Below are 19576 nucleotides of genomic sequence, written 5' to 3' on the forward strand. Positions count from 1 at the left end.
AATGGAGACAGTAGGTATAGAGAGGGCTAGGAATGCAAGTGGTCTTGTTACTCCTGTAACAATACAGGGAGTGGGCGCTTATATACCAGATGAAGTAATTACAAATGAGATGCTGACACAGACTTTAGAGACGACTAATGAATGGATTCAGGTGAAAACAGGCATTGAAGAAAGAAGGTTTTTGCAAGAAGGGCTCGTCACATCGGATATGTGTGTATATGCCAGCAATCAGGCAATAAATGATGCTGGAATTTCAGCAGGGAATCTGGATGCTATCATTTTAACTTCGACTACACCAGATCAAAAGTTGCCTTCGACAGCACTTATTATAAAAGAGAAAATAGGTGCTACCAATGCAATTCCTATTGACTTGAATCAAACAGGATGTGCGGGTGGAATTTTCTCGATTATGTTAGGGGCTCATTTGTTACAAAACGATAATATTCATAATGTATTAGTAATTGGGGCAGAAGTGCTATCACGTATTACCAATCCGGAAGATCGTTCTACAAGAGTGTTTTTGGGCGATGCTGCTGGAGCAATGATTCTTCAGAAAACGAAAGAGGGAAGTGGTATATTATCTTGGAATCTTGATTCTAGTTTATCTAATGCGGTGGAAATTACTGGTGGAGGAACAAAATCAGTAAGAGGTGAAGATATTAATAAAAGTCAATTTATTAAAATGAATGGTCGAGAAGTATGGAAGATGGCTACAAAAAATCTTCCAAACTCTATTTGTTCCGTTATAGAGAATGCGGGACTTGAGGTGAAGAATATAGATCACTTCATTCTTCATCAAGCTAACTTAAACATTATTAAAGAAGCAATGAGTGCAGTAGGGGCTTCAATGGATAAAACGACCCTTACAGTACAGGAACAAGGTAATACGGGATCAGCAACTATTTTCTCTGCTTTTAACAAGGCAATGAGTGAAAATAAAATCAAACAAGGAGATTATGTAGTTTTCTCTGCAATAGGAGCTGGTTTTCTTTGGGGATCAATATGTTTGAAATATATAAAAAATGAAGAAAAGGGGTTTGGAAAATGATTAAATTGCAAATAAAAGAGAAACTAGTAGAGATGTATAAAATGTCTATTAATCCCGCGGAAATTAATAACGAAATACCTTTATTCGGGAAGGATTCTCCTTATGGATTGGATTCTATGGATGTGTTAATCTTTATTAATGTTCTAAAAAAAGACTATGAATTAAATATCGGTGCAGTTGACATGAATGTATTTAGAACTATTAATAGTATTGTCAAATATATAGAAGAACAGAAGGGGACAAGCGTTATTGAATAGAAAGGTATATCCAATATTCTAAATTTATTTTATAGGAGAAAAATTAATAGGATGAAAGATATTGATTTTCCTCATAAATTCATTAGCTATTCAGAGATAGGTTTTTGATAAAAAAAGAGATTAAATTTTGCAGATGGGGATATGTTAATAGTGTGAATGAAAAAACTCTTGTTTATGTGTGGACGGATTCACTTATTTGGTACTTAGGGGAAATACTTATATTCTATATTGCTCCTATATTTTAATACTCAGTAAAGTTATGAGAAAATTGTTTTTCTTATGAATAAGAAAAACGATTTTGAGGAGGAATAAAAAGATTTTATTAGGGCATTACCACGGCAGTTTCTTTTATGGAGCATGCTTGTGGTCATGCCTTTTTTGGCTAGAGATTTGAAACTGTATCAAGCACCCCCCTTTTCACTAATGATGTATTTGATTTGGCAATTGAATAATTAAATGTCAAAGTTTTGTCAAAAAATATTGAGATTATAAGCTTTCTTATTGATATACTGGACTTTACGGAAAAAATCACTATAAGAAATGAGGAATTTATTCAGTATGGAATGGCGTAATATATATCGTGGATTTTGTATGGGCGTTAGTGATTTAATTCCTGGTGTGAGCGGCGGTACAATCGCTGTTGTGTTAGGGATTTATGAACAATTGCTTGCGGCAATTAGTGGATTCTTTAGTCGTGAATGGAAAAAACATTTAGGGTTTTTAATTCCACTTGCAGCTGGTGTGGCAGCAGCGTTTTTAACGTTAAGTCACGTTATTAAATATTTACTTGCAAATCATTATGAACCGACTCAATTTTTCTTTCTCGGTTTAATTATTAGTATATTACCGATGTTAATGAGAGAAGCTGATGCAAAGTCGTCGTTTAAAGGTAAGCACATTGTTTTATTAATAGTTGCAGCAATTCTTGTTGCGATCACAGCTTTCTTTAAACCAGATAAGACAGCAGATCCAATTACGACGTTAACAATTTTAAATGCAATTGGTTTATTTTTCGCAGGGTGGATGGCTAGTATGGCTATGTTACTTCCTGGAATTAGCGGATCATTTATTTTATTAATTATTGGTGTGTATCCAACAGCAATTAATGCTTTAACTACACTCAACTTACCTTTAATCGCAGTTATTGGTGCTGGTGTTATGGTAGGGTTTGTTGTAAGTAGTAAAGGAATTAGTTTCTTATTAGATCGTTATAAAAGTATGACATTTGCGGCAATTATTGGACTAGTTATCGGTTCGATTGTAATTGTGTTCCCTGGTATTCCAACTGGAGGATTTTCAATTATAAGTTCAATTATTACCTTTATTTTAGGATTTGCGATTGTTACTTATTTCGGTAAGAAGTAAGGGCTGGAGTCCCCTTGGCGATAAAAGTCGTTAAGGGGATTTTTCATGCTATTCACGGAAAGTCCAGGCATTTACATTGCTTGTTATAAAAAGCTTTTTTAAAATTGTTGAGTAGCAGTGCTTAGCGAAAGGGGGACTGGCTCCTTCGTTGTAGCAAACTGTTTTTGATAGTATAATGAAATGAGTATGCAGTGAGAAATTTGCTGCAAGTAGCTGAGGTGAAGAAACATGCAAAGAGTGACAAACTGTGTGTTAATTAGAGATAATGAAGTACTCTTACTCCAAAAACCTCGCCGGAATTGGTGGGTTGCACCAGGCGGGAAAATGGAGCGTGGTGAGACTGTAAGGGATTCCGTTGTTCGCGAGTATCGTGAAGAAACAGGTATTTATTTAAAGAACCCAGCGTTAAAGGGGGTCTTCACCTTTGTCATCCAAGAAGGTGATAAAGTTGTTTCTGAATGGATGATGTTCTCCTTTTTAGCGACAGATTTTGCAGGAGAAAACAAACTAGAGAGCGAAGAAGGCATCATTGGTTGGCATACATTTGATAAAATTGATGATTTAGCAATGGCACCAGGAGATTATCACATTATTGATTATTTAATTAAAGGAAATGGAATAATCTACGGTACATTTGTATATACCCCAGATTTTGAGTTGCTTTCATATCGATTAGATCCGAGTTAAACCGTCAAGGAGAGGATACGATGACAGAGAATAATGATATAAAAATGGTAATTATTACAGGAATGTCTGGAGCTGGAAAGACAGTAGCTTTACAAAGTTTTGAAGATTTAGGATATTTCTGTGTGGATAATTTACCACCGATGTTATTGCCAAAGTTTATTGAGCTTATGGCGGATTCAAAAGGAAAAATGAATAAAGTAGCACTTGGTATTGATTTACGTGGCCGAGAGTTTTTCGAACATTTATGGGAAGCGCTTGATGATTTATCAGAACGTACATGGATTATTCCTCATATTTTATTCTTAGATGCGAAAGATAGCACACTTGTAACTCGTTATAAAGAAACGAGACGCTCGCATCCACTTGCACCAACTGGTCTGCCGTTAAAGGGAATCGAAGCAGAGCGTAATTTATTAACAGATATGAAGGCACGCGCGAATATTGTGCTTGATACATCTGATTTAAAACCGAAAGAATTACGTGAAAAAATTGTTCACCTATTTTCAACTGAAACTGAGCAAGCATTTCGTGTAAATGTTATGTCATTTGGATTTAAGTACGGTATTCCAATTGATGCAGATTTAGTATTTGATGTTCGTTTTTTACCAAATCCATATTACATTCCACATATGAAGCCATTAACAGGACTAGATGAAGAAGTTTCATCGTATGTGCTGAAATTTAATGAGACGCATAAGTTTTTAGAAAAGTTGACGGATCTGATTACTTTCATGCTGCCTCATTATAAAAGAGAAGGCAAAAGTCAACTTGTAATTGCAATTGGATGTACAGGTGGACAGCATCGTTCTGTTACGCTTACAGAATACCTTGGGAAACATTTGAAACCAGAGTATAGTGTTCATGTATCTCATCGTGATGTGGAGAAGAGAAAGGGCCATTAAGGGATGAAAAAAGAGAGAAAGCCTAAAATTGTCATTATGGGAGGCGGAACTGGACTCTCTGTTTTATTAAGAGGATTAAAGCAATATCCTGTTGATATTACAGCAGTTGTTACAATCGCTGATGATGGTGGCAGTTCAGGTAGATTACGTGATGAGCTAGAAATTCCACCTCCAGGTGACATTCGTAACGTACTTGTTGCGTTATCAGATGTAGAGCCACTGGTGGAAGCTTTATTTCAGCATCGTTTCACAACGGGAGATGGGCTGAAAGGTCATGCGTTAGGAAATTTATTATTGGCAGGTATGACCTCGATTACAGGAGACTTCTTCCATGCTATTACAGAAACGAGTAAAGTTTTAAATGTTAGAGGACGTGTATTGCCAGCAGCGAATCAAAGTGCAGTACTACATGCGGAACTAGAAGACGGAGAAATTGTAACAGGTGAATCAAAGATTCCTTATTTCGGAAAGAAAATTAACCGTGTCTTTTTAACTCCAGAAGATGTAGAGCCGTTACATGAAACGTTGACTGAAATTAAACGAGCTGATTTACTTGTTTTCGGTCCAGGAAGTTTGTATACGAGTATATTACCGAATTTAGTTGTTAACAAAATTGGGGACGCTGTTCTTGCTGCAAAAGCAAAGAAGGTATATGTGTGTAATGTTATGACGCAAGCTGGTGAAACGATGGGATATACTGCGTTTGACCATGTGCAGGCGTTACATGATCATTTAGGTGAACCATTTATCGATACTGCAATTGTAAATAACCGTGATATTCCTTGTGAATTACGTCAGTTATATGAGGAAGAAATGTCGGCGCCAGTTGTAGTAGATGAAGAGCGTTTTACTGAAAACAATATTAATGTGATTCAAGATCAATTAGCGAAGTATGATGACCGTGTTGTAAGACACGATACATTAAAACTAGCTTCTATTTTATATTCACTGTTGTAGATGTGCGTTGCCTCGTTTGAGGTAACGCTCCTCATTTCATATAGGACAAGATTTTTGTTCCACAATAATCGTATAAGGAGGTGTTGGCTGTGTCATTTGCATCAGAAACAAAGAAAGAGTTGACGAATCTAGAGATGAAGGAATGCTGTGAGAAAGCAGAATTATCAGCGTTACTTCGTATGAACGGATCGCTTTCTTTTTCAAATCGTCGTCTATCAATCGATATTCAAACGGAAAATGCGGCAATTGCAAGAAGGATTTATACGCTTTTGAAAAAAGGATATGACGTGACGGTAGAATTACTTGTTCGTAAAAAAATGCGATTGAAGAAAAACAATGTATATATCGTAAGGCTTGTTGAGAAGTCACGCGAAATATTAGCTGATCTTCATATCGTTCGAGACGACTTTTCATTTATTCGAAATATATCACAAGAATTAATTGAGAAGAAATGTTGTAAACGATCGTATTTACGCGGTGCATTTTTAGCAGGTGGTTCAGTAAATAACCCAGAAACATCATCTTATCATTTAGAGATCTTTTCGTTATATAAGGAACATAATGATGCTATATGTGAACTGATGAACGGATTTGATTTAAATAGTAAGACGTTGGAAAGAAGAAAAGGGTACATTACGTATTTGAAAGAAGCAGAAAAGATTACAGAGTTTTTAAATATTATAGGTGCTCATAATGCACTTTTAAGATTTGAAGACATTCGAATCGTACGTGATATGCGTAATTCTGTAAATCGCTTAGTGAATTGCGAAACAGCTAATTTAAATAAAACAATTGGTGCAGCGCTAAGGCAGATTGAAAATATCCGTTATATTGATGAGACGGTTGGTCTTGATATATTGCCGGATAAACTACGAGAAATTGCGCAATTAAGAAGAGATTATCAAGATGTAACATTGAAAGAGTTAGGTGAGATGGTATCCGGGGGGAAAATTAGTAAATCGGGTATTAATCATCGTTTGCGTAAAATCGATGATATTGCAGAGAAATTACGCGCGGGGGAAACGGTAGCAAAAAAATAAGAGGTTAAAGGGGAAATGGAGCTGTGGTTCAAAAAAGAGTTAAGGTTTCATTAAAAAACGGTTTACAAGCACGTCCGGCTGCGTTGTTTGTACAAGAGGCCAATCGCTTTCATGCAGATATTTTCATCGAAAAAGATGGGAAGACAGTAAATGCAAAGAGCATAATGGGGATTATGAGCTTAGCAATTGGAACTGGTAGCATGATAACAATTACAACAGAAGGTTCAGATGCAGAAGAGGCTTTAGAAGCATTAGCTGCATATGTACAATAAGAAGCTATCGCGTATGTGCGATAGCTTTTTTGTTGTTTGGGGCTTGTTGGTGGGGGTATGTGGGATGTACGTTCTTGTCGAGAATTGTTGGTAAGTCGATAAGTTGTGTCGAAAAGTCGATATATTAAAATAATCGCCGATATAATTGGAGTTACGGTCGATATATTTGAAAAATCGCCGATATATTTCGGTTGATACTAGGTGGGGTATACGGGCGGAGAACAGCATATAAAAAAAGCGCCCTGTTATAGGGCGCTTTCGCTTTTAATCTATCCAGCTCCAGCGGTTGTTTCGCTTTTACATTCGAGGCAAAAAGCGCCTCGGAATCAGGGGCTCCATCGCCCTGCGATTCTGAACGAGCCGCCTCCGCTTTTAATTATATCCAGCTCCAGCGGCTAGAATGGTCGGTGGCTTCGCTTCTTCCGTCGAGGTAAAAAGCACCTCTTTGTCAGAAGCTCCATCCTCCTCCCATTCTGAACGAGCCGCCTCCGCTTTAAATCTATTAACGATTTGTAAAGATCTTATCGATTAAACCGTATTCTAAAGCTTTTTCTGCTGTCATGAAGTTGTCGCGGTCTGTGTCGCGTTGTAGTACTTCAAGTGGTTGACCTGTGCGGTCAGCAAGAATTTGGTTTAGTTTTTCACGTAAGAATAGGATACGTTTAGCAGCGATTTCGATTTCAGTCGCTTGACCTTGTGCACCACCAAGTGGTTGGTGAATCATTACTTCACTGTTTGGAAGTGCATAACGTTTTCCTTTTTCACCTGCTGCAAGTAAGAATGCACCCATAGATGCAGCCATACCGATACAGATTGTTGATACTTGCGGTTTAATAAACTGCATTGTATCGTAAATTGCCATACCTGCTGTGATAGAACCACCAGGGCTGTTGATGTAGATGTGAATATCTTTTTCTGGATCTTGAGATTCCAAGAATAAAAGCTGGGAAACGATTGAGTTAGCTACGTTGTCATCAATTGCGCTACCAAGCATAATGATGCGGTCTTTTAATAGTCGAGAGTAAATATCGTAAGCGCGTTCTCCACGATTTGTTTGTTCAATTACTGTAGGAATTAAATTCATCTGTTATTTCCTCCTTATAAAGCTTTCTTAGTCTTATAATACAATTATGGTCAATAAAGGTCAAACAAAACCACTTTAAATCAAAAAAATATGTAGTTGTACCATGAAATATTCGCTATGTTTTTGAAATTCCCTGCTTATGTATCTTCAACATCATAACCGAATTACATAAATTTAAACGTTATAAAAACTGTAGAAAAAAAGAAAAGAACGCCTTTTGACTGAAGCGTTCTTTCGATATCTATTCTTTTAAAAGATAGGTTACTTTATTTAAAATCTTTTCGATTTGTTTCGCGTTTTTACTATACATTTCGCTTGCTGATTTCGACTTTGTTTCTAAGGAAAATAGTTCAAGATCAGCATGACATTTTTTTAATGATGCTAATAATAAAGGTTTGTTTTGAGGAGAAGGCATTTGTAGTTTGTCATTATAAATGTCGATAGTCAGTTGTCCGTATGAATCAACTTGACCGAGAAAGACATTTTCGATAACAACACCGAGCTTTTCTAGTTCAGCATGTAGCCAAGCGCGGTTATGTCCACTTGCGGATAGCGGTTCATCTAAGACATTGCCATCCATAATAACAGTTTGTGGTTCTTTTTCGTTCGGCACTTTTAAACCGATGTCTTTTGCTGTGAGTGGTTGGCGATCTTTCTTTAGTAATACATTTAATTCTCCGCTCGGTTCTAGTACAGCAAATTCAACATCAGCTACGCTGAAAGCATCTTTTCCACGGAGAAGTTCCAGTAATTCGTCACTTGTATACTTTTCTTTCTTTAAGTTATCTTCGAGTATCTTTCCATCTTTTATTAATACGGTAGATTTCCCTTCAAAGAAGTCCCGAGCTGTTTTGTTCTTTAAAGAAAGGATTCCTGTTAAAAAAGGTACCACAGCGAAAATGAGTATTGCAAAGACGCCGTGAAAAAATTTTGAATCGAGCCCTGTAGATACTTGGGCAGCGATGTCACCGATTGTCATTCCGGCTATGTATTCAAAAAAGGAGAGCTGAGAGATTTGTCTTTTCCCTAACCATTTCGTAATAGCGAATAAAATAATTAATATGAATACAGAGCGAAGAATGACAAGTGTCCATTCCGGCAGGTGAGACATAGTCATTTCCTCCAGTCTACTTAAAACCCTTTATATTGAGGTTCTTCACGTTCTAATACTGAAACTCTATTTTGTAAATCAGCGATGATGCTGTCCATTTCTAACATACATTCATGAAATACACGTTTTGATTCTGCGTCCTGTGAATGTAGTGAAAGGGAGCTTAAACTTGCTTGAGCGCCCCTTACACTAGCAAGGCAGGTTTTGACGCTAGCGATAACTGTCATACGAACACCTTATCCTTTCGGTTTGAATAGCAATGCTCCGATGAAGCCGAAAATAATAGCTGCGGATACACCGGCGCTTGTTACTTTAAACATGCCCGTAATAACGCCAACGATGCCATGTTTTGCAGCTTCTTCCATTGCGCCGTGAACGAGGGCATTACCAAAGCTTGTAATAGGTACGGTTGCCCCAGCTCCAGCGAAGTCAATTAATGGTTCATACAAATTGAATCCATCTAATATAGCTCCAGCAACAACGAGTGTTGCCATTGTATGAGCGGGTGTTAGTTTGCCGACATCAAACATAAGTTGGCCGATTACACATATGAGTCCGCCAATGACGAAAGCCCAGAAAAAAATCATTGCGTTGCACCTCCGAATTCAATTGAAACGGCGTGAGCGATACACGGGATTGTTTCTTCTTGTTGGAATGTAAGTGGAGATAGTAAAGCGCCTGTCGCAACGACAAGTATTTTTTTGAACTCTCCTCTTTTCATCCGGTTTAATAAATGACCGTACACGACTGTTGCGGAACATCCTGGTCCACTAGCACCAGCTATGACAGGTTGCCCTTCTCTATAAATGAGCAGCCCGCAATCTTGAAACTGTTCGCTCGTTACTTTCGTTCCGTGTTTATGTAGTAAGTCATAAGCAATTTCGCGTCCTACATGGCCAAGATCGCCTGTTACGATTAAATCGTAGTAAGAGGCGTCAATTTGGCGTTCGCGTAGGTGGGCCTCAATTGTATCGACGGCAGCTGGAGCCATTGCGCCTCCCATATTAAACGGATCCGTTAATCCCATATCAACTACTTTTCCGATTGTTGCGGACGTTACCCTAGGACCGTGTCCAGTATCACTTAAAATAGCGGCCCCTGCTCCAGTTACTGTCCACTGCGCGGTAGGTGGCTTTTGTCCACCATATTCGGTAGGGTAGCGGAACTGTTTTTCTACAGCGGTGTTATGACTTGATGCCCCGGTTAATAAATATTTTGCGCCTTTTGCATTTACGATACTTGCTCCAAGTGCTAAACCTTCCATAGAAGTAGAACAAGCACCGAATAGTCCGAGATAAGGAGTGCCCAGTGTACGGCAAGCAAAGCTTGTAGGGGTAATTTGATTAATTAAATCTCCTGCGAGTACAAATTGAATATCATCTTTACGAAGTTCTGCTTTTTCAGTGGCGCGGCTACAAGCTTCTTCGAACAAAATTTTATGTGCTTTTTCATAGGAATCTTGTCCGAGCCATAAATCTTCATGAAGGATATCGAAGTCTTCTGGGATTTTCCCTTTTGCTTCAAACGGTCCGCCAACGACTCCAGTTGAAATGATAACTGGTTTGTTTTCAAATACCCACGTTCGGTGTCCTTGTAACATTTATAGCCCTCCCCATTGAACGAGAATCGTTTTAATAAGTGCGATGACGAAAGCTGAAAATACACCAAATAAAATAACGGAGCCGGCTAATTTGAACATGTTACCGCCAACGCCAAGGACAAACCCTTCCGTCCGGTGTTCGATACATGCGGCGACAACAGAGTTACCAAATCCAGTGACAGGTACAGCTGTCCCAGCACCTGCAAATTGACCTAGACGATCATATACGCCGAACCCAGTTAGTAACATCGAGATGAAAATAAGAGTTGCTACTGTTGGATTCCCTGCTGAGCGCTCAGTGAAATCGAAATACGTAATATAAAAAGTAGAAATGAGTTGCCCAATTAGGCAAATGAAACCACCAACGAAAAAGGCTTTTATACAGTTTTTTAAGACAGGACGCTTCGGTTCGCGTTCTTGTTCGAATTTTTTATACTCCTGTTGTACAGGGGTTAAGTTTTTATCTTTACTAGACATTGCAATCCTTCCTTTTCTTTTAAAAAGCGTTAAGTGTTAGACTCCATTTTTTTACCAATGAATTTTAATTGTTTATTAATTTCATCTTTAGATACTTCTTTTTCCTTAATTTTTCTTTCGAGTTTTTCGAGTAACATAAAGATTTTTTTATCTGTACTGACACGAACATCGAAAGTAGGGTGTTCATCACTTAGTTGCTTTTGAAGCTTTTTACGCAGCGGTTTTAATCCAAACCTTTCGTGATGCTCCGGTAGAACTGCTATGTAGAGATCTAAGTTTGAATTCACTGCTGTGCTTTTTATAATTTCATCCATAGCGAGAGCTCTTTTCTTCGCTCCTTGTGATATAGATTGATTAAAGGATTCCGTACTCGTCTTTGTTAACTTTGGGCCTTTTTCTTTCTCCGTTCGTTTCGCTTCTTCTTTCACTTTTTTATCTAAAGGACTATTATCACATCCAGTAAAAGAGCTAAATAGAAGGGCAAATAATGCGGTTATGAGGCCGAGTTTTCGCATAATTATCATTCCATTTCTATTGCAATATGTAATGTGATAGAAAAAGGATGACTGCATATCATCCTTTTTCTATTTCACAGCATGACGAATCCGTTATTGCTGTGAGTATTGTGGTTCTTCTTGTTGGACTTCTTCAACGCGTGGGTTTAAAGAATCGATAATCGTTTGTGTTTGCTGTGCAGCTGTTTGGAAAAGTTGCTTAGCTTGTTGGTTATCCGTATCAAGAGCGAAACCCTCTAAGCTAGCTTGTGCACTTTTTAATCCAGAAACAGTTTGCTTTAATTTTGTAATTACAGTCATTGAATGAAGCCCCCTTTGGAATATCAATTCAAAGATTATAATTTGTGAGTTGGGTTGAATTTATGATTGGAAAATTTAGGGGTGGGTGCTTTGTTAATATACTCATAACTAAGCGGCATAAAGGATTACGGGGATATTTTTATTGATTTAGATGGATTTTATTGCTATTATTATGAGAAGAAAATGAAGTGTTTTCTATTATCATGCGCCCATAGCTCAGTCGGATAGAGCGGTGGTTTCCGGTACCACGTCTGCCGGGGGTTCGAATCCCTCTGGGCGCGTCAAAAAGTCCTAACTTACGTTTTGTAGGTTAGGACTTTTTTATTTCCCTCTTGTTATATCTGATAATAAGATTTACTATTAGTACTTGATTATAATTTAATTCCGTTATTATTTTCTTTCAATATTATTCAAATTTCGGTTTTAAGTTGTAAATCTCATTAATACATATAAATTAATAATATTTTGGAATGGGTGTCTGTGATAGCATTCTCCTTTTACCAAACTTATTGTACAATAGAAACAAGGGGGAGATTAGTTTGAAGGCAAGTCTTTTACAAGAACAAAGCTTACGTTTGGCAATGACACAAGAGTTAAGGCAAGCGATTACAATGCTCCAGTATAATGTACAAGAATTATCGGAGTTTTTGTATGAGCAATCGTTAGAGAATCCCCTTATTGAGTTAGGTGGTTTTGAGAGGGAGAAGAAAAAGAGCTCTAACAACAGTAAAAGTACCAGCAAACAAGTCGAGAATCAGATGGAAATCTACAGTGTGGATTCTATAACGATTCAGCAACATTTATTAAATCAAATACAGTATTATAAAATAGAGGAAGAAGAGCGAAAAGTAGCTTCTTTCATTATTATGAACATGGATGGAAATGGGTATTTGCAAGAAACGAATGAAGAGTTAGCAAATCTCCTTTCCGCACCGCTTCATGTAGTCGACCGTTCTGTAGAGCTTGTCCAATCACTTGAGCCAGCAGGGGTAGGAGCGCGTAATATTCAGGAATGTCTAACCTTGCAATTGAAGCGCTTACAAAGACGGAATGGATTGGCAGAAGAGGTTGTAGAAGATCATTTCGCTTATTTCGTGAAGAAAGATTGGAGAAAGCTCGTTCAAGTATTGAAGTGTAGTAATGAAGAATTACAGGATGCAGTAAATTGTATAACGTCATTACAACCAAAACCAGGTCTTGCGTTTTCTTCTGATAAACCACTTTATATTGTGCCTGATATGGCAGTGAAAAAAGATGGCGATCGTCTCGTTTTACAAATGAATGAGAGAAATATGCCGAGAATTGAAATTCATTCTGAATATAGTGCGCTTCTTAATAATAGTGAAAGTGAAGTAGCATCTTACGTTTCAGAAAAGTATCAGCATGTACAGTGGATTATGCGTAGTTTGAAACAGAGAAAACAAACGCTTTTGCAAGTGATGACCATTATTATGGAAAAACAACGTGATTTCTTCTGGAAAGGTCCGGAGTATTTAAAGCCACTTGCTTTAAAAGAAGTAGCAGAAGAGTTAAGCGTGCATGAATCGACAATTAGTCGTGCAACGCGAAATAAATATGTGCAAACACCACACGGTTTATTTGAGATGAAATCGTTCTTTAGTAATGCCGTTTCGACGACTGAAGATGAAGCGGTTTCTACAAAGCGTGTAAAACAATTTATTCAAACGCTTGTTGAGGCAGAGAATAAGAAAAAGCCACTTTCAGATCAAAAGATTTCAAAATTATTAGAAGAAGAGCATGAAATCGTTATTTCTCGAAGAACAGTGGCGAAGTATAGAGAGCAAATGCACATCCCAGCGTCGTCATTACGAAAAACAATCGGATAGGTGAAGAAGATGAAAGTTGTACTGTATACAAAAAATGATTGTGGCCTTTGTGTGAAGGCGAAACAAGTTTTACAGGAAGTACAATGTGAATATTCTTTTCAAATTGAGGAAATAGATATATATGAAGATAATGACCTTTTAGAAAAATATCATCTAATGATTCCGGTTGTAGAAATAGACGGAAAACAAGTAGAATATGGTAACATTCACAAAGGTGTCATAATAAACTATATAAAGAATGCAGTTAAGAGTTGAATAAGTTTCTATCTCCTGTTACAATAATACACGTAGCAGGGATTATTTTTTTAACCTATGTGGGACACAAAATGTCACTACGGGACGTAAAGTGACCATGAGGGAAAATGAACCGATGTAGTGAGGAGAAAAGATATGCGCTCATGGATTCAGAACACAAAAAAATTATTACCTGATCTGCTACCTGTTATGCAAACGAGAATGCAAATTCTTCAATACATTAGGCTTATGCAGCCGATTGGAAGAAGAAATTTATCAGCAAGTCTCGGTATGACAGAACGAGTATTGCGAAGTGAAGTTCAAGTTTTGAAAGAACAAAACTTAGTTCACGTCGCTTCTTCTGGAATGACTTTGACAGAAGAAGGAACAGCTTTAGTTCTTGCTTTGGAAGACTTTATGAAAGAAATTTCCGGGTTAAAGGTTTTAGAAAAGCAACTTAAGGAAACATTAGACTTGGATGAAGTTTTCGTTGTCCCTGGTGATAGTGATGAATCGCCTTGGGTCAAACTGGAGATGGGCCGTGCTTGTGTGACTTGTATAAAAGACCGTCTGACAGCGAATAATATCGTTGCTGTGGCTGGAGGAACTACGCTAGCTGCTGTTGCGGACATGATGCAGCTTGATTGCAAAGATTTACATATGCTATTTGTCCCAGCACGTGGTGGAATTGGAGAAGGCGTCGAGTTAGAAGCCAATACTATTTGTGCCAAGATGGCGCAAAATACGATGAGTAATTATCGCTTATTGTATGTTCCAGACCATGTTAGCAGCGAAGCATATGCGTCTATTGTGACAGAGCCTTCCGTGAAAGAAGTTCTTGAGTTGATTCGATCTTCCAATATCGTCATTCATGGAATAGGTGATGCGTTAACAATGGCACGTCGCAGAAATACTTCAGAAGCAGATTGGTTAAAGATTCAGGCAAGCGAAGCAGTTGGCGAAGCTTTCGGTTACTACTTTAATGAACAAGGAAATGTTGTTCATAAAGTAAGAACAGTTGGTATGCAACTAGAGGATTTACAAAATGTATCTCACGTTGTTGCAGTCGCTGGAGGTTCTTCAAAGGCAAAGGCAATACAGGCTGTAATTAAACAAGGGCACACTTCAATTCTAATTACAGATGAAGGTGCAGCAAAACAGTTAACAAAGGGTATTACCCTTTAATATAATCCCCCAAGGAGGAAATTCAAATGACTAAAATTGGTATTAATGGATTTGGACGTATCGGACGTAACGTATTCCGCGCAGCTCTTAACAACCCAGAGGTAGAAGTAGTAGCAATCAACGACTTAACAGATGCTAAAACTTTAGCTCACCTTTTAAAATATGACACAGTTCACGGAACTTTAAACGCAGAAGTATCTGCTAACGAAAGCAGCATCGTTGTTAACGGTAAAGAAATTAAAGTTATCGCTGAGCGTGACCCAGCACAATTACCATGGAGCGACTACGGAGTAGAAATCGTAGTAGAATCTACTGGCCGTTTCACTAAAAAAGCAGACGCTGAAAAACACTTAGGTGGATCAGTTAAAAAAGTTATCATCTCAGCTCCAGCTTCTGACGAAGATATCACTGTAGTTATGGGTGTTAACCACGAACAATACGATGCAGCTAGCCACAACGTAGTATCTAACGCTTCTTGTACTACAAACTGCTTAGCTCCATTCGCTAAAGTATTAAACGAAAAATTCGGCGTAAAACGTGGAATGATGACAACAATTCACTCTTACACTAACGACCAACAAATCTTAGACTTACCACACAAAGATTTACGTCGTGCTCGTGCAGCAGCTGAAAACATGATCCCAACATCTACTGGTGCAGCTAAAGCAGTAGCATTAGTATTACCAGAACTTAAAGGTAAATTAAACGGTGGCGCTGTACGTGTTCCAACTGCTAACGTTTCTCTAGTTGACCTAGTTGTTGAACTTGATAAAGAAGTAACAGTTGAAGAAGTAAATGCAGCATTCAAAGCAGCAGCTGAAGGCGAATTAAAAGGTATCCTTGGATACAGCGAAGAGCCATTAGTATCTATCGACTATAACGGATGTACAGCTTCTTCTACAATCGATGCATTATCTACAATGGTAATGGAAGGTAACATGGTTAAAGTACTTTCTTGGTACGATAACGAAACTGGTTACTCTAACCGCGTAGTAGACCTAGCAGCTTACATGACTTCAAAAGGTCTTTAATTCTTAATTATATAAGTTATCAATGACAAAACGAGGGAGAGGGTTTGTTCCCTCTCTCTCTTCTTTCGTTTTAAAAGCAAATGTGTTAAGCTTTTGAGTGGGTTTTGTCAATCCTAACTAGTAGTCGGAGGGAAATCCAATGAACAAAAAATCAATTCGTGACGTAGATTTAAAAGGTAAGCGTGTATTTTGCCGCGTTGACTTCAACGTACCTATGAAAGAAGGCAAAATTACAGATGAAACTCGTATCCGTGCAGCTCTTCCTACAATTCAATATTTAGTAGAGCAAGGTGCGAAAGTTATTTTAGCAAGCCACTTAGGCCGTCCAAAAGGTCAAGTAGTAGAAGAATTACGTCTTACTCCAGTAGCAGCACGTTTAGGCGAGCTTCTTGGTAAAGATGTTAAAAAAGCAGACGAAGCATTCGGACCAGTTGCACAAGAAATGGTTGCAGCAATGAACGAAGGCGACGTATTAGTTCTTGAAAACGTACGTTTCTATGCGGGCGAAGAAAAGAACGATGCAGAACTTGCGAAAGAATTTGCAGCTCTTGCTGACATCTTCGTAAACGATGCATTCGGTGCAGCTCACCGTGCTCATGCTTCTACAGCAGGTATCGCGGACTACCTACCAGCAGTATCTGGTTTACTAATGGAAAAAGAGTTAGATGTTCTTGGAAAAGCACTTTCTAACCCAGATCGTCCATTCACAGCTATCATCGGTGGTGCGAAAGTAAAAGATAAAATCGGTGTAATTCGTCATCTATTAGACAAAGTAGATAACTTAATCATCGGTGGCGGACTTGCTTACACATTCGTTAAAGCTTTAGGTCATGAAATTGGTCTATCTCTATGTGAAGACGACAAGATTGAACTAGCAAAAGAATTTATGCAACTTGCAAAAGAAAAAGGCGTAAACTTCTACATGCCAGTTGATGTTGTAATCACTGAGGAATTCTCTGAAACTGCAACAACTAAAATCGTTGGTATCGACTCTATCCCTTCTAACTGGGAAGGCGTGGACATCGGTCCTAAAACACGTGAAATTTATGCAGATGTAATTAAAAACTCTAAGCTTGTTGTATGGAATGGACCAATGGGTGTATTCGAAATGACTCCATTCTCACAAGGTACAAAAGCAGTAGGACAAGCATTAGCAGATGCAGAAGGTACATACTCTGTTATCGGCGGTGGTGACTCTGCAGCAGCTGTTGAAAAATTCGGTATGGCTGATAAAATGAGCCACATTTCTACTGGCGGCGGTGCGTCATTAGAATTCATGGAAGGTAAAGAGCTTCCAGGTGTAGTTTGTCTTAACGACAAATAAGTAGCAGCCAAAGAAAAAGGACGGTGCAAAGCATGCGTAAACCAATTATCGCAGGTAACTGGAAAATGAATAAAACTCTATCTGAAGCAGTTAGCTTCGTAGAGGAAGTTAAAGGTCAAATCCCAGCAGCTTCAGCTGTTGATGCAGTAGTTTGCTCTCCAGCTCTATTCTTAGAGCGCCTTGTAGCAGCGACTGAAGGAACTGATTTACAAGTAGGTGCACAAAACATGCACTTCGAAAAAAATGGTGCATTCACTGGCGAAATTAGCCCAGTAGCACTTAGCGACTTAAAAGTTGGCTATGTAGTACTTGGCCACTCTGAGCGTCGTGAAATGTTTGCTGAAACAGATGAGTCAGTAAACAAAAAGACTATCGCAGCATTTGAACATGGTTTAACACCAATCGTATGTTGTGGTGAGACTTTAGAAGAGCGCGAAAGCGGAAAAACATTTGATCTAGTAGCAGGTCAAGTGACAAAAGCACTTGCAGGTTTAACTGAAGAGCAAGTTAAAGCAACTGTTATCGCTTATGAGCCAATCTGGGCTATCGGTACAGGTAAATCTTCTTCTTCTGCAGATGCAAACGAAGTATGTGCGCACATCCGTAAAGTTGTTGCAGAAGCTGTTTCTCCAGCTGCTGCAGAAGCTGTTCGTATTCAATATGGCGGTAGCGTAAAACCAGAAAACATTAAAGAGTACATGGCACAATCTGACATCGACGGCGCTTTAGTTGGCGGTGCTAGCTTAGAGCCTGCTTCGTTCTTAGGTCTTCTGGAGGCGGTAAAATGAGAAAGCCAACAGCTCTAATTATTCTTGACGGTTTCGGACTTCGTGAAGAAACTTACGGGAATGCTGTAGCACAAGCTAAGAAACCTAATTTTGATGGTTACTGGAACAAATTCCCTCACACAACGCTTACAGCTTGTGGCGAGGCAGTAGGTCTTCCAGAAGGTCAAATGGGTAACTCTGAGGTTGGTCACTTAAATATCGGTGCTGGCCGCATTGTATATCAAAGCTTAACACGCGTAAACGTTGCAATCCGTGAAGGTGAGTTTGATAAGAACGAAACGTTCCAAAGTGCAATTAAAAGCGTAAAAGAAAAAGGTACTGCACTTCATTTATTCGGTTTACTTTCTGACGGTGGTGTGCATAGTCACATGAACCACATGTTTGCTCTTCTTCGCTTAGCAGCTAAAGAAGGCGTTGAGAAAGTATACATTCATGCATTCTTAGATGGCCGCGATGTTGGACCAAAAACAGCACAAAGCTATATTGATGCAACAAATGAAGTAATTAAAGAAACAGGAGTAGGACAATTCGCGACTATCTCTGGTCGTTATTACTCCATGGACCGTGACAAGCGTTGGGATCGCGTAGAAAAATGTTACCGTGCTATGGTGAATGGTGAAGGACCTACTTATAAATCAGCAGAAGAGTGTGTAGAAGACTCTTATGCAAATGGTATCTACGATGAATTCGTATTGCCGTCTGTAATTGTTAACGAAGATAACACGCCAGTTGCAACAATCAATGATGATGATGCAGTTATCTTCTATAACTTCCGTCCAGACCGTGCAATTCAAATTGCTCGTGTATTTACAAACGAAGACTTCCGTGAGTTCGATCGTGGTGAAAAAGTACCTCACATTCCAGAATTCGTATGTATGACACACTTTAGTGAAACAGTAGATGGTTACGTGGCATTCAAGCCAATGAACCTTGATAACACTTTAGGTGAAGTTGTTGCGCAAGCGGGATTAAAGCAACTTCGCATCGCGGAAACTGAAAAGTATCCGCACGTTACATTCTTCTTTAGCGGTGGTCGTGAGGCTGAATTCCCAGGAGAAGAGCGTATCTTAATTAACTCACCGAAGGTTGCAACGTATGACTTGAAACCTGAAATGAGCATTTACGAAGTAACGGACGCTTTAGTAAATGAAATCGAAAATGATAAACATGATGTTATCATTCTTAACTTTGCGAACTGTGATATGGTTGGCCATTCTGGGATGATGGAACCAACGATTAAAGCAGTAGAAGCAACTGACGAATGTTTAGGAAAAGTTGTAGAAGCGATTCTTGCAAAAGATGGTGTGGCACTTATTACTGCTGACCATGGTAATGCTGACGAAGAATTAACTTCTGACGGAGAGCCAATGACAGCTCATACAACTAACCCGGTTCCTTTCATTGTTACTAAGAACGACGTAGAATTACGTGAAGGTGGTATCTTAGGTGATATCGCTCCAACTATGCTTACACTTCTTGGTGTTGAGCAACCGAAAGAAATGACAGGTAAAACAATTATTAAATAATTTGCTTATATAAAAAGGAGAGAATT

The 19576-nt window shown here is 38.6% G+C and carries 23 protein-coding genes and 1 tRNA gene; 16 read left to right on the forward strand and 8 right to left on the reverse strand.

Annotation, left to right across the window (positions count from 1 at the left end):
• The first annotated feature begins 1 nt into the window (after position 1).
• From FH036_RS20760 to FH036_RS20795, 8 genes are all read left to right on the forward strand, one after another.
• Complete coding sequence (locus FH036_RS20760; protein WP_041184262.1) at positions 2 to 1048, forward strand: 3-oxoacyl-ACP synthase III family protein; 1047 nt, start codon at positions 2 to 4, stop codon at positions 1046 to 1048.
• Positions 1045 to 1305 carry an acyl carrier protein gene (locus FH036_RS20765; RefSeq protein WP_000593846.1) on the forward strand — a complete coding sequence of 87 codons (261 nt, stop codon included), beginning with the start codon at positions 1045 to 1047 and terminating at the stop codon, positions 1303 to 1305. Before FH036_RS20760 ends, FH036_RS20765 begins: the two co-directional genes overlap by 4 nt.
• A gap of 558 nt (positions 1306 to 1863) precedes the next feature.
• On the forward strand, positions 1864 to 2670 hold the full coding sequence (locus FH036_RS20770; protein WP_000455203.1) for a DUF368 domain-containing protein: 807 nt from the start codon (positions 1864 to 1866) through the stop codon (positions 2668 to 2670).
• A 228-nt stretch (positions 2671 to 2898) separates the two neighbouring features.
• Positions 2899 to 3357, forward strand: a complete 459-nt coding sequence (locus tag FH036_RS20775) for an NUDIX hydrolase (RefSeq protein WP_001190080.1) — start codon at positions 2899 to 2901, stop codon at positions 3355 to 3357.
• A gap of 20 nt (positions 3358 to 3377) precedes the next feature.
• Positions 3378 to 4259 (forward strand): RNase adapter RapZ, encoded by an 882-nt coding sequence (gene rapZ / locus FH036_RS20780; protein WP_000138457.1) that lies wholly within the window; start codon positions 3378 to 3380, stop codon positions 4257 to 4259.
• A 3-nt stretch (positions 4260 to 4262) separates the two neighbouring features.
• A complete protein-coding gene (locus FH036_RS20785) occupies positions 4263 to 5216 on the forward strand; it encodes a gluconeogenesis factor YvcK family protein (RefSeq protein ID WP_000712175.1) in 954 nt (317 codons plus the stop codon).
• 89 nt (positions 5217 to 5305) lie between these two features.
• Entirely contained in the window at positions 5306 to 6256 is a 951-nt protein-coding gene (whiA, locus tag FH036_RS20790) for a DNA-binding protein WhiA (protein ID WP_000006561.1), read from the forward strand.
• A gap of 23 nt (positions 6257 to 6279) precedes the next feature.
• The gene (locus FH036_RS20795; RefSeq protein ID WP_000250306.1) at positions 6280 to 6528 is read left to right on the forward strand and encodes an HPr family phosphocarrier protein; all 249 of its coding nucleotides are present in this window, start codon (positions 6280 to 6282) and stop codon (positions 6526 to 6528) included.
• Positions 6529 to 7030: 502 nt separating this feature from the next.
• On the opposite strand, the gene clpP is transcribed toward FH036_RS20795, so the two are convergent.
• The 8 genes from clpP to FH036_RS20835 all read right to left on the reverse strand — a co-directional run bounded on the left by clpP (position 7031) and on the right by FH036_RS20835 (position 11615).
• Entirely contained in the window at positions 7031 to 7612 is a 582-nt protein-coding gene (clpP, locus tag FH036_RS20800; protein ID WP_001049162.1) for an ATP-dependent Clp endopeptidase proteolytic subunit ClpP, read from the reverse strand.
• A gap of 241 nt (positions 7613 to 7853) precedes the next feature.
• A complete protein-coding gene (locus FH036_RS20805) occupies positions 7854 to 8723 on the reverse strand; it encodes a DUF421 domain-containing protein (protein WP_000018910.1) in 870 nt (289 codons plus the stop codon).
• Between the two features lie 20 nt (positions 8724 to 8743).
• Entirely contained in the window at positions 8744 to 8950 is a 207-nt protein-coding gene (locus FH036_RS20810) for a DUF1657 domain-containing protein (RefSeq protein WP_000215900.1), read from the reverse strand.
• A gap of 9 nt (positions 8951 to 8959) precedes the next feature.
• Positions 8960 to 9310 (reverse strand): stage V sporulation protein AE, encoded by a 351-nt coding sequence (gene spoVAE, locus FH036_RS20815; protein ID WP_000575919.1) that lies wholly within the window; start codon positions 9308 to 9310, stop codon positions 8960 to 8962.
• Positions 9307 to 10323, reverse strand: a complete 1017-nt coding sequence (gene spoVAD, locus FH036_RS20820; RefSeq protein ID WP_000938952.1) for a stage V sporulation protein AD — start codon at positions 10321 to 10323, stop codon at positions 9307 to 9309. The genes spoVAE and spoVAD overlap by 4 nt, the downstream gene beginning before the upstream one ends.
• Entirely contained in the window at positions 10324 to 10800 is a 477-nt protein-coding gene (spoVAC, locus tag FH036_RS20825) for a stage V sporulation protein AC (RefSeq protein ID WP_000095407.1), read from the reverse strand.
• A 29-nt stretch (positions 10801 to 10829) separates the two neighbouring features.
• Positions 10830 to 11315, reverse strand: coding sequence for a YhcN/YlaJ family sporulation lipoprotein (locus FH036_RS20830; protein WP_001228544.1), 486 nt, complete (start codon positions 11313 to 11315; stop codon positions 10830 to 10832).
• Between the two features lie 93 nt (positions 11316 to 11408).
• The gene (locus FH036_RS20835; RefSeq protein ID WP_000216166.1) at positions 11409 to 11615 is read right to left on the reverse strand and encodes a DUF1657 domain-containing protein; all 207 of its coding nucleotides are present in this window, start codon (positions 11613 to 11615) and stop codon (positions 11409 to 11411) included.
• A gap of 205 nt (positions 11616 to 11820) precedes the next feature.
• Between FH036_RS20835 and FH036_RS20840 the strand changes: the two genes are divergently transcribed.
• From FH036_RS20840 to gpmI, 8 genes are all read left to right on the forward strand, one after another.
• Positions 11821 to 11896, forward strand: a tRNA-Arg gene (locus FH036_RS20840).
• Positions 11897 to 12154: 258 nt separating this feature from the next.
• The gene (rpoN, locus tag FH036_RS20845; protein ID WP_138320764.1) at positions 12155 to 13462 is read left to right on the forward strand and encodes an RNA polymerase factor sigma-54; all 1308 of its coding nucleotides are present in this window, start codon (positions 12155 to 12157) and stop codon (positions 13460 to 13462) included.
• Positions 13463 to 13471: 9 nt separating this feature from the next.
• Positions 13472 to 13717 carry a glutaredoxin family protein gene (locus FH036_RS20850; RefSeq protein WP_000869738.1) on the forward strand — a complete coding sequence of 82 codons (246 nt, stop codon included), beginning with the start codon at positions 13472 to 13474 and terminating at the stop codon, positions 13715 to 13717.
• Positions 13718 to 13852: 135 nt separating this feature from the next.
• The gene (gene cggR, locus FH036_RS20855; protein WP_001258187.1) at positions 13853 to 14881 is read left to right on the forward strand and encodes a gapA transcriptional regulator CggR; all 1029 of its coding nucleotides are present in this window, start codon (positions 13853 to 13855) and stop codon (positions 14879 to 14881) included.
• Positions 14882 to 14907: 26 nt separating this feature from the next.
• On the forward strand, positions 14908 to 15912 hold the full coding sequence (gene gap, locus FH036_RS20860; RefSeq protein ID WP_000161231.1) for a type I glyceraldehyde-3-phosphate dehydrogenase: 1005 nt from the start codon (positions 14908 to 14910) through the stop codon (positions 15910 to 15912).
• Between the two features lie 139 nt (positions 15913 to 16051).
• Entirely contained in the window at positions 16052 to 17236 is a 1185-nt protein-coding gene (locus FH036_RS20865) for a phosphoglycerate kinase (protein ID WP_001036342.1), read from the forward strand.
• 32 nt (positions 17237 to 17268) lie between these two features.
• Complete coding sequence (gene tpiA, locus FH036_RS20870) at positions 17269 to 18024, forward strand: triose-phosphate isomerase (RefSeq protein ID WP_001231036.1); 756 nt, start codon at positions 17269 to 17271, stop codon at positions 18022 to 18024.
• Entirely contained in the window at positions 18021 to 19550 is a 1530-nt protein-coding gene (gene gpmI, locus FH036_RS20875) for a 2,3-bisphosphoglycerate-independent phosphoglycerate mutase (protein ID WP_001231150.1), read from the forward strand. Before tpiA ends, gpmI begins: the two co-directional genes overlap by 4 nt.
• Positions 19551 to 19576 lie beyond the last annotated feature (26 nt).

The sequence above is a fragment of the Bacillus sp. CD3-5 genome, from assembly GCF_006349665.1.
GTDB classification, from domain to species: Bacteria; Bacillota; Bacilli; order Bacillales; family Bacillaceae_G; genus Bacillus_A; species Bacillus_A paranthracis.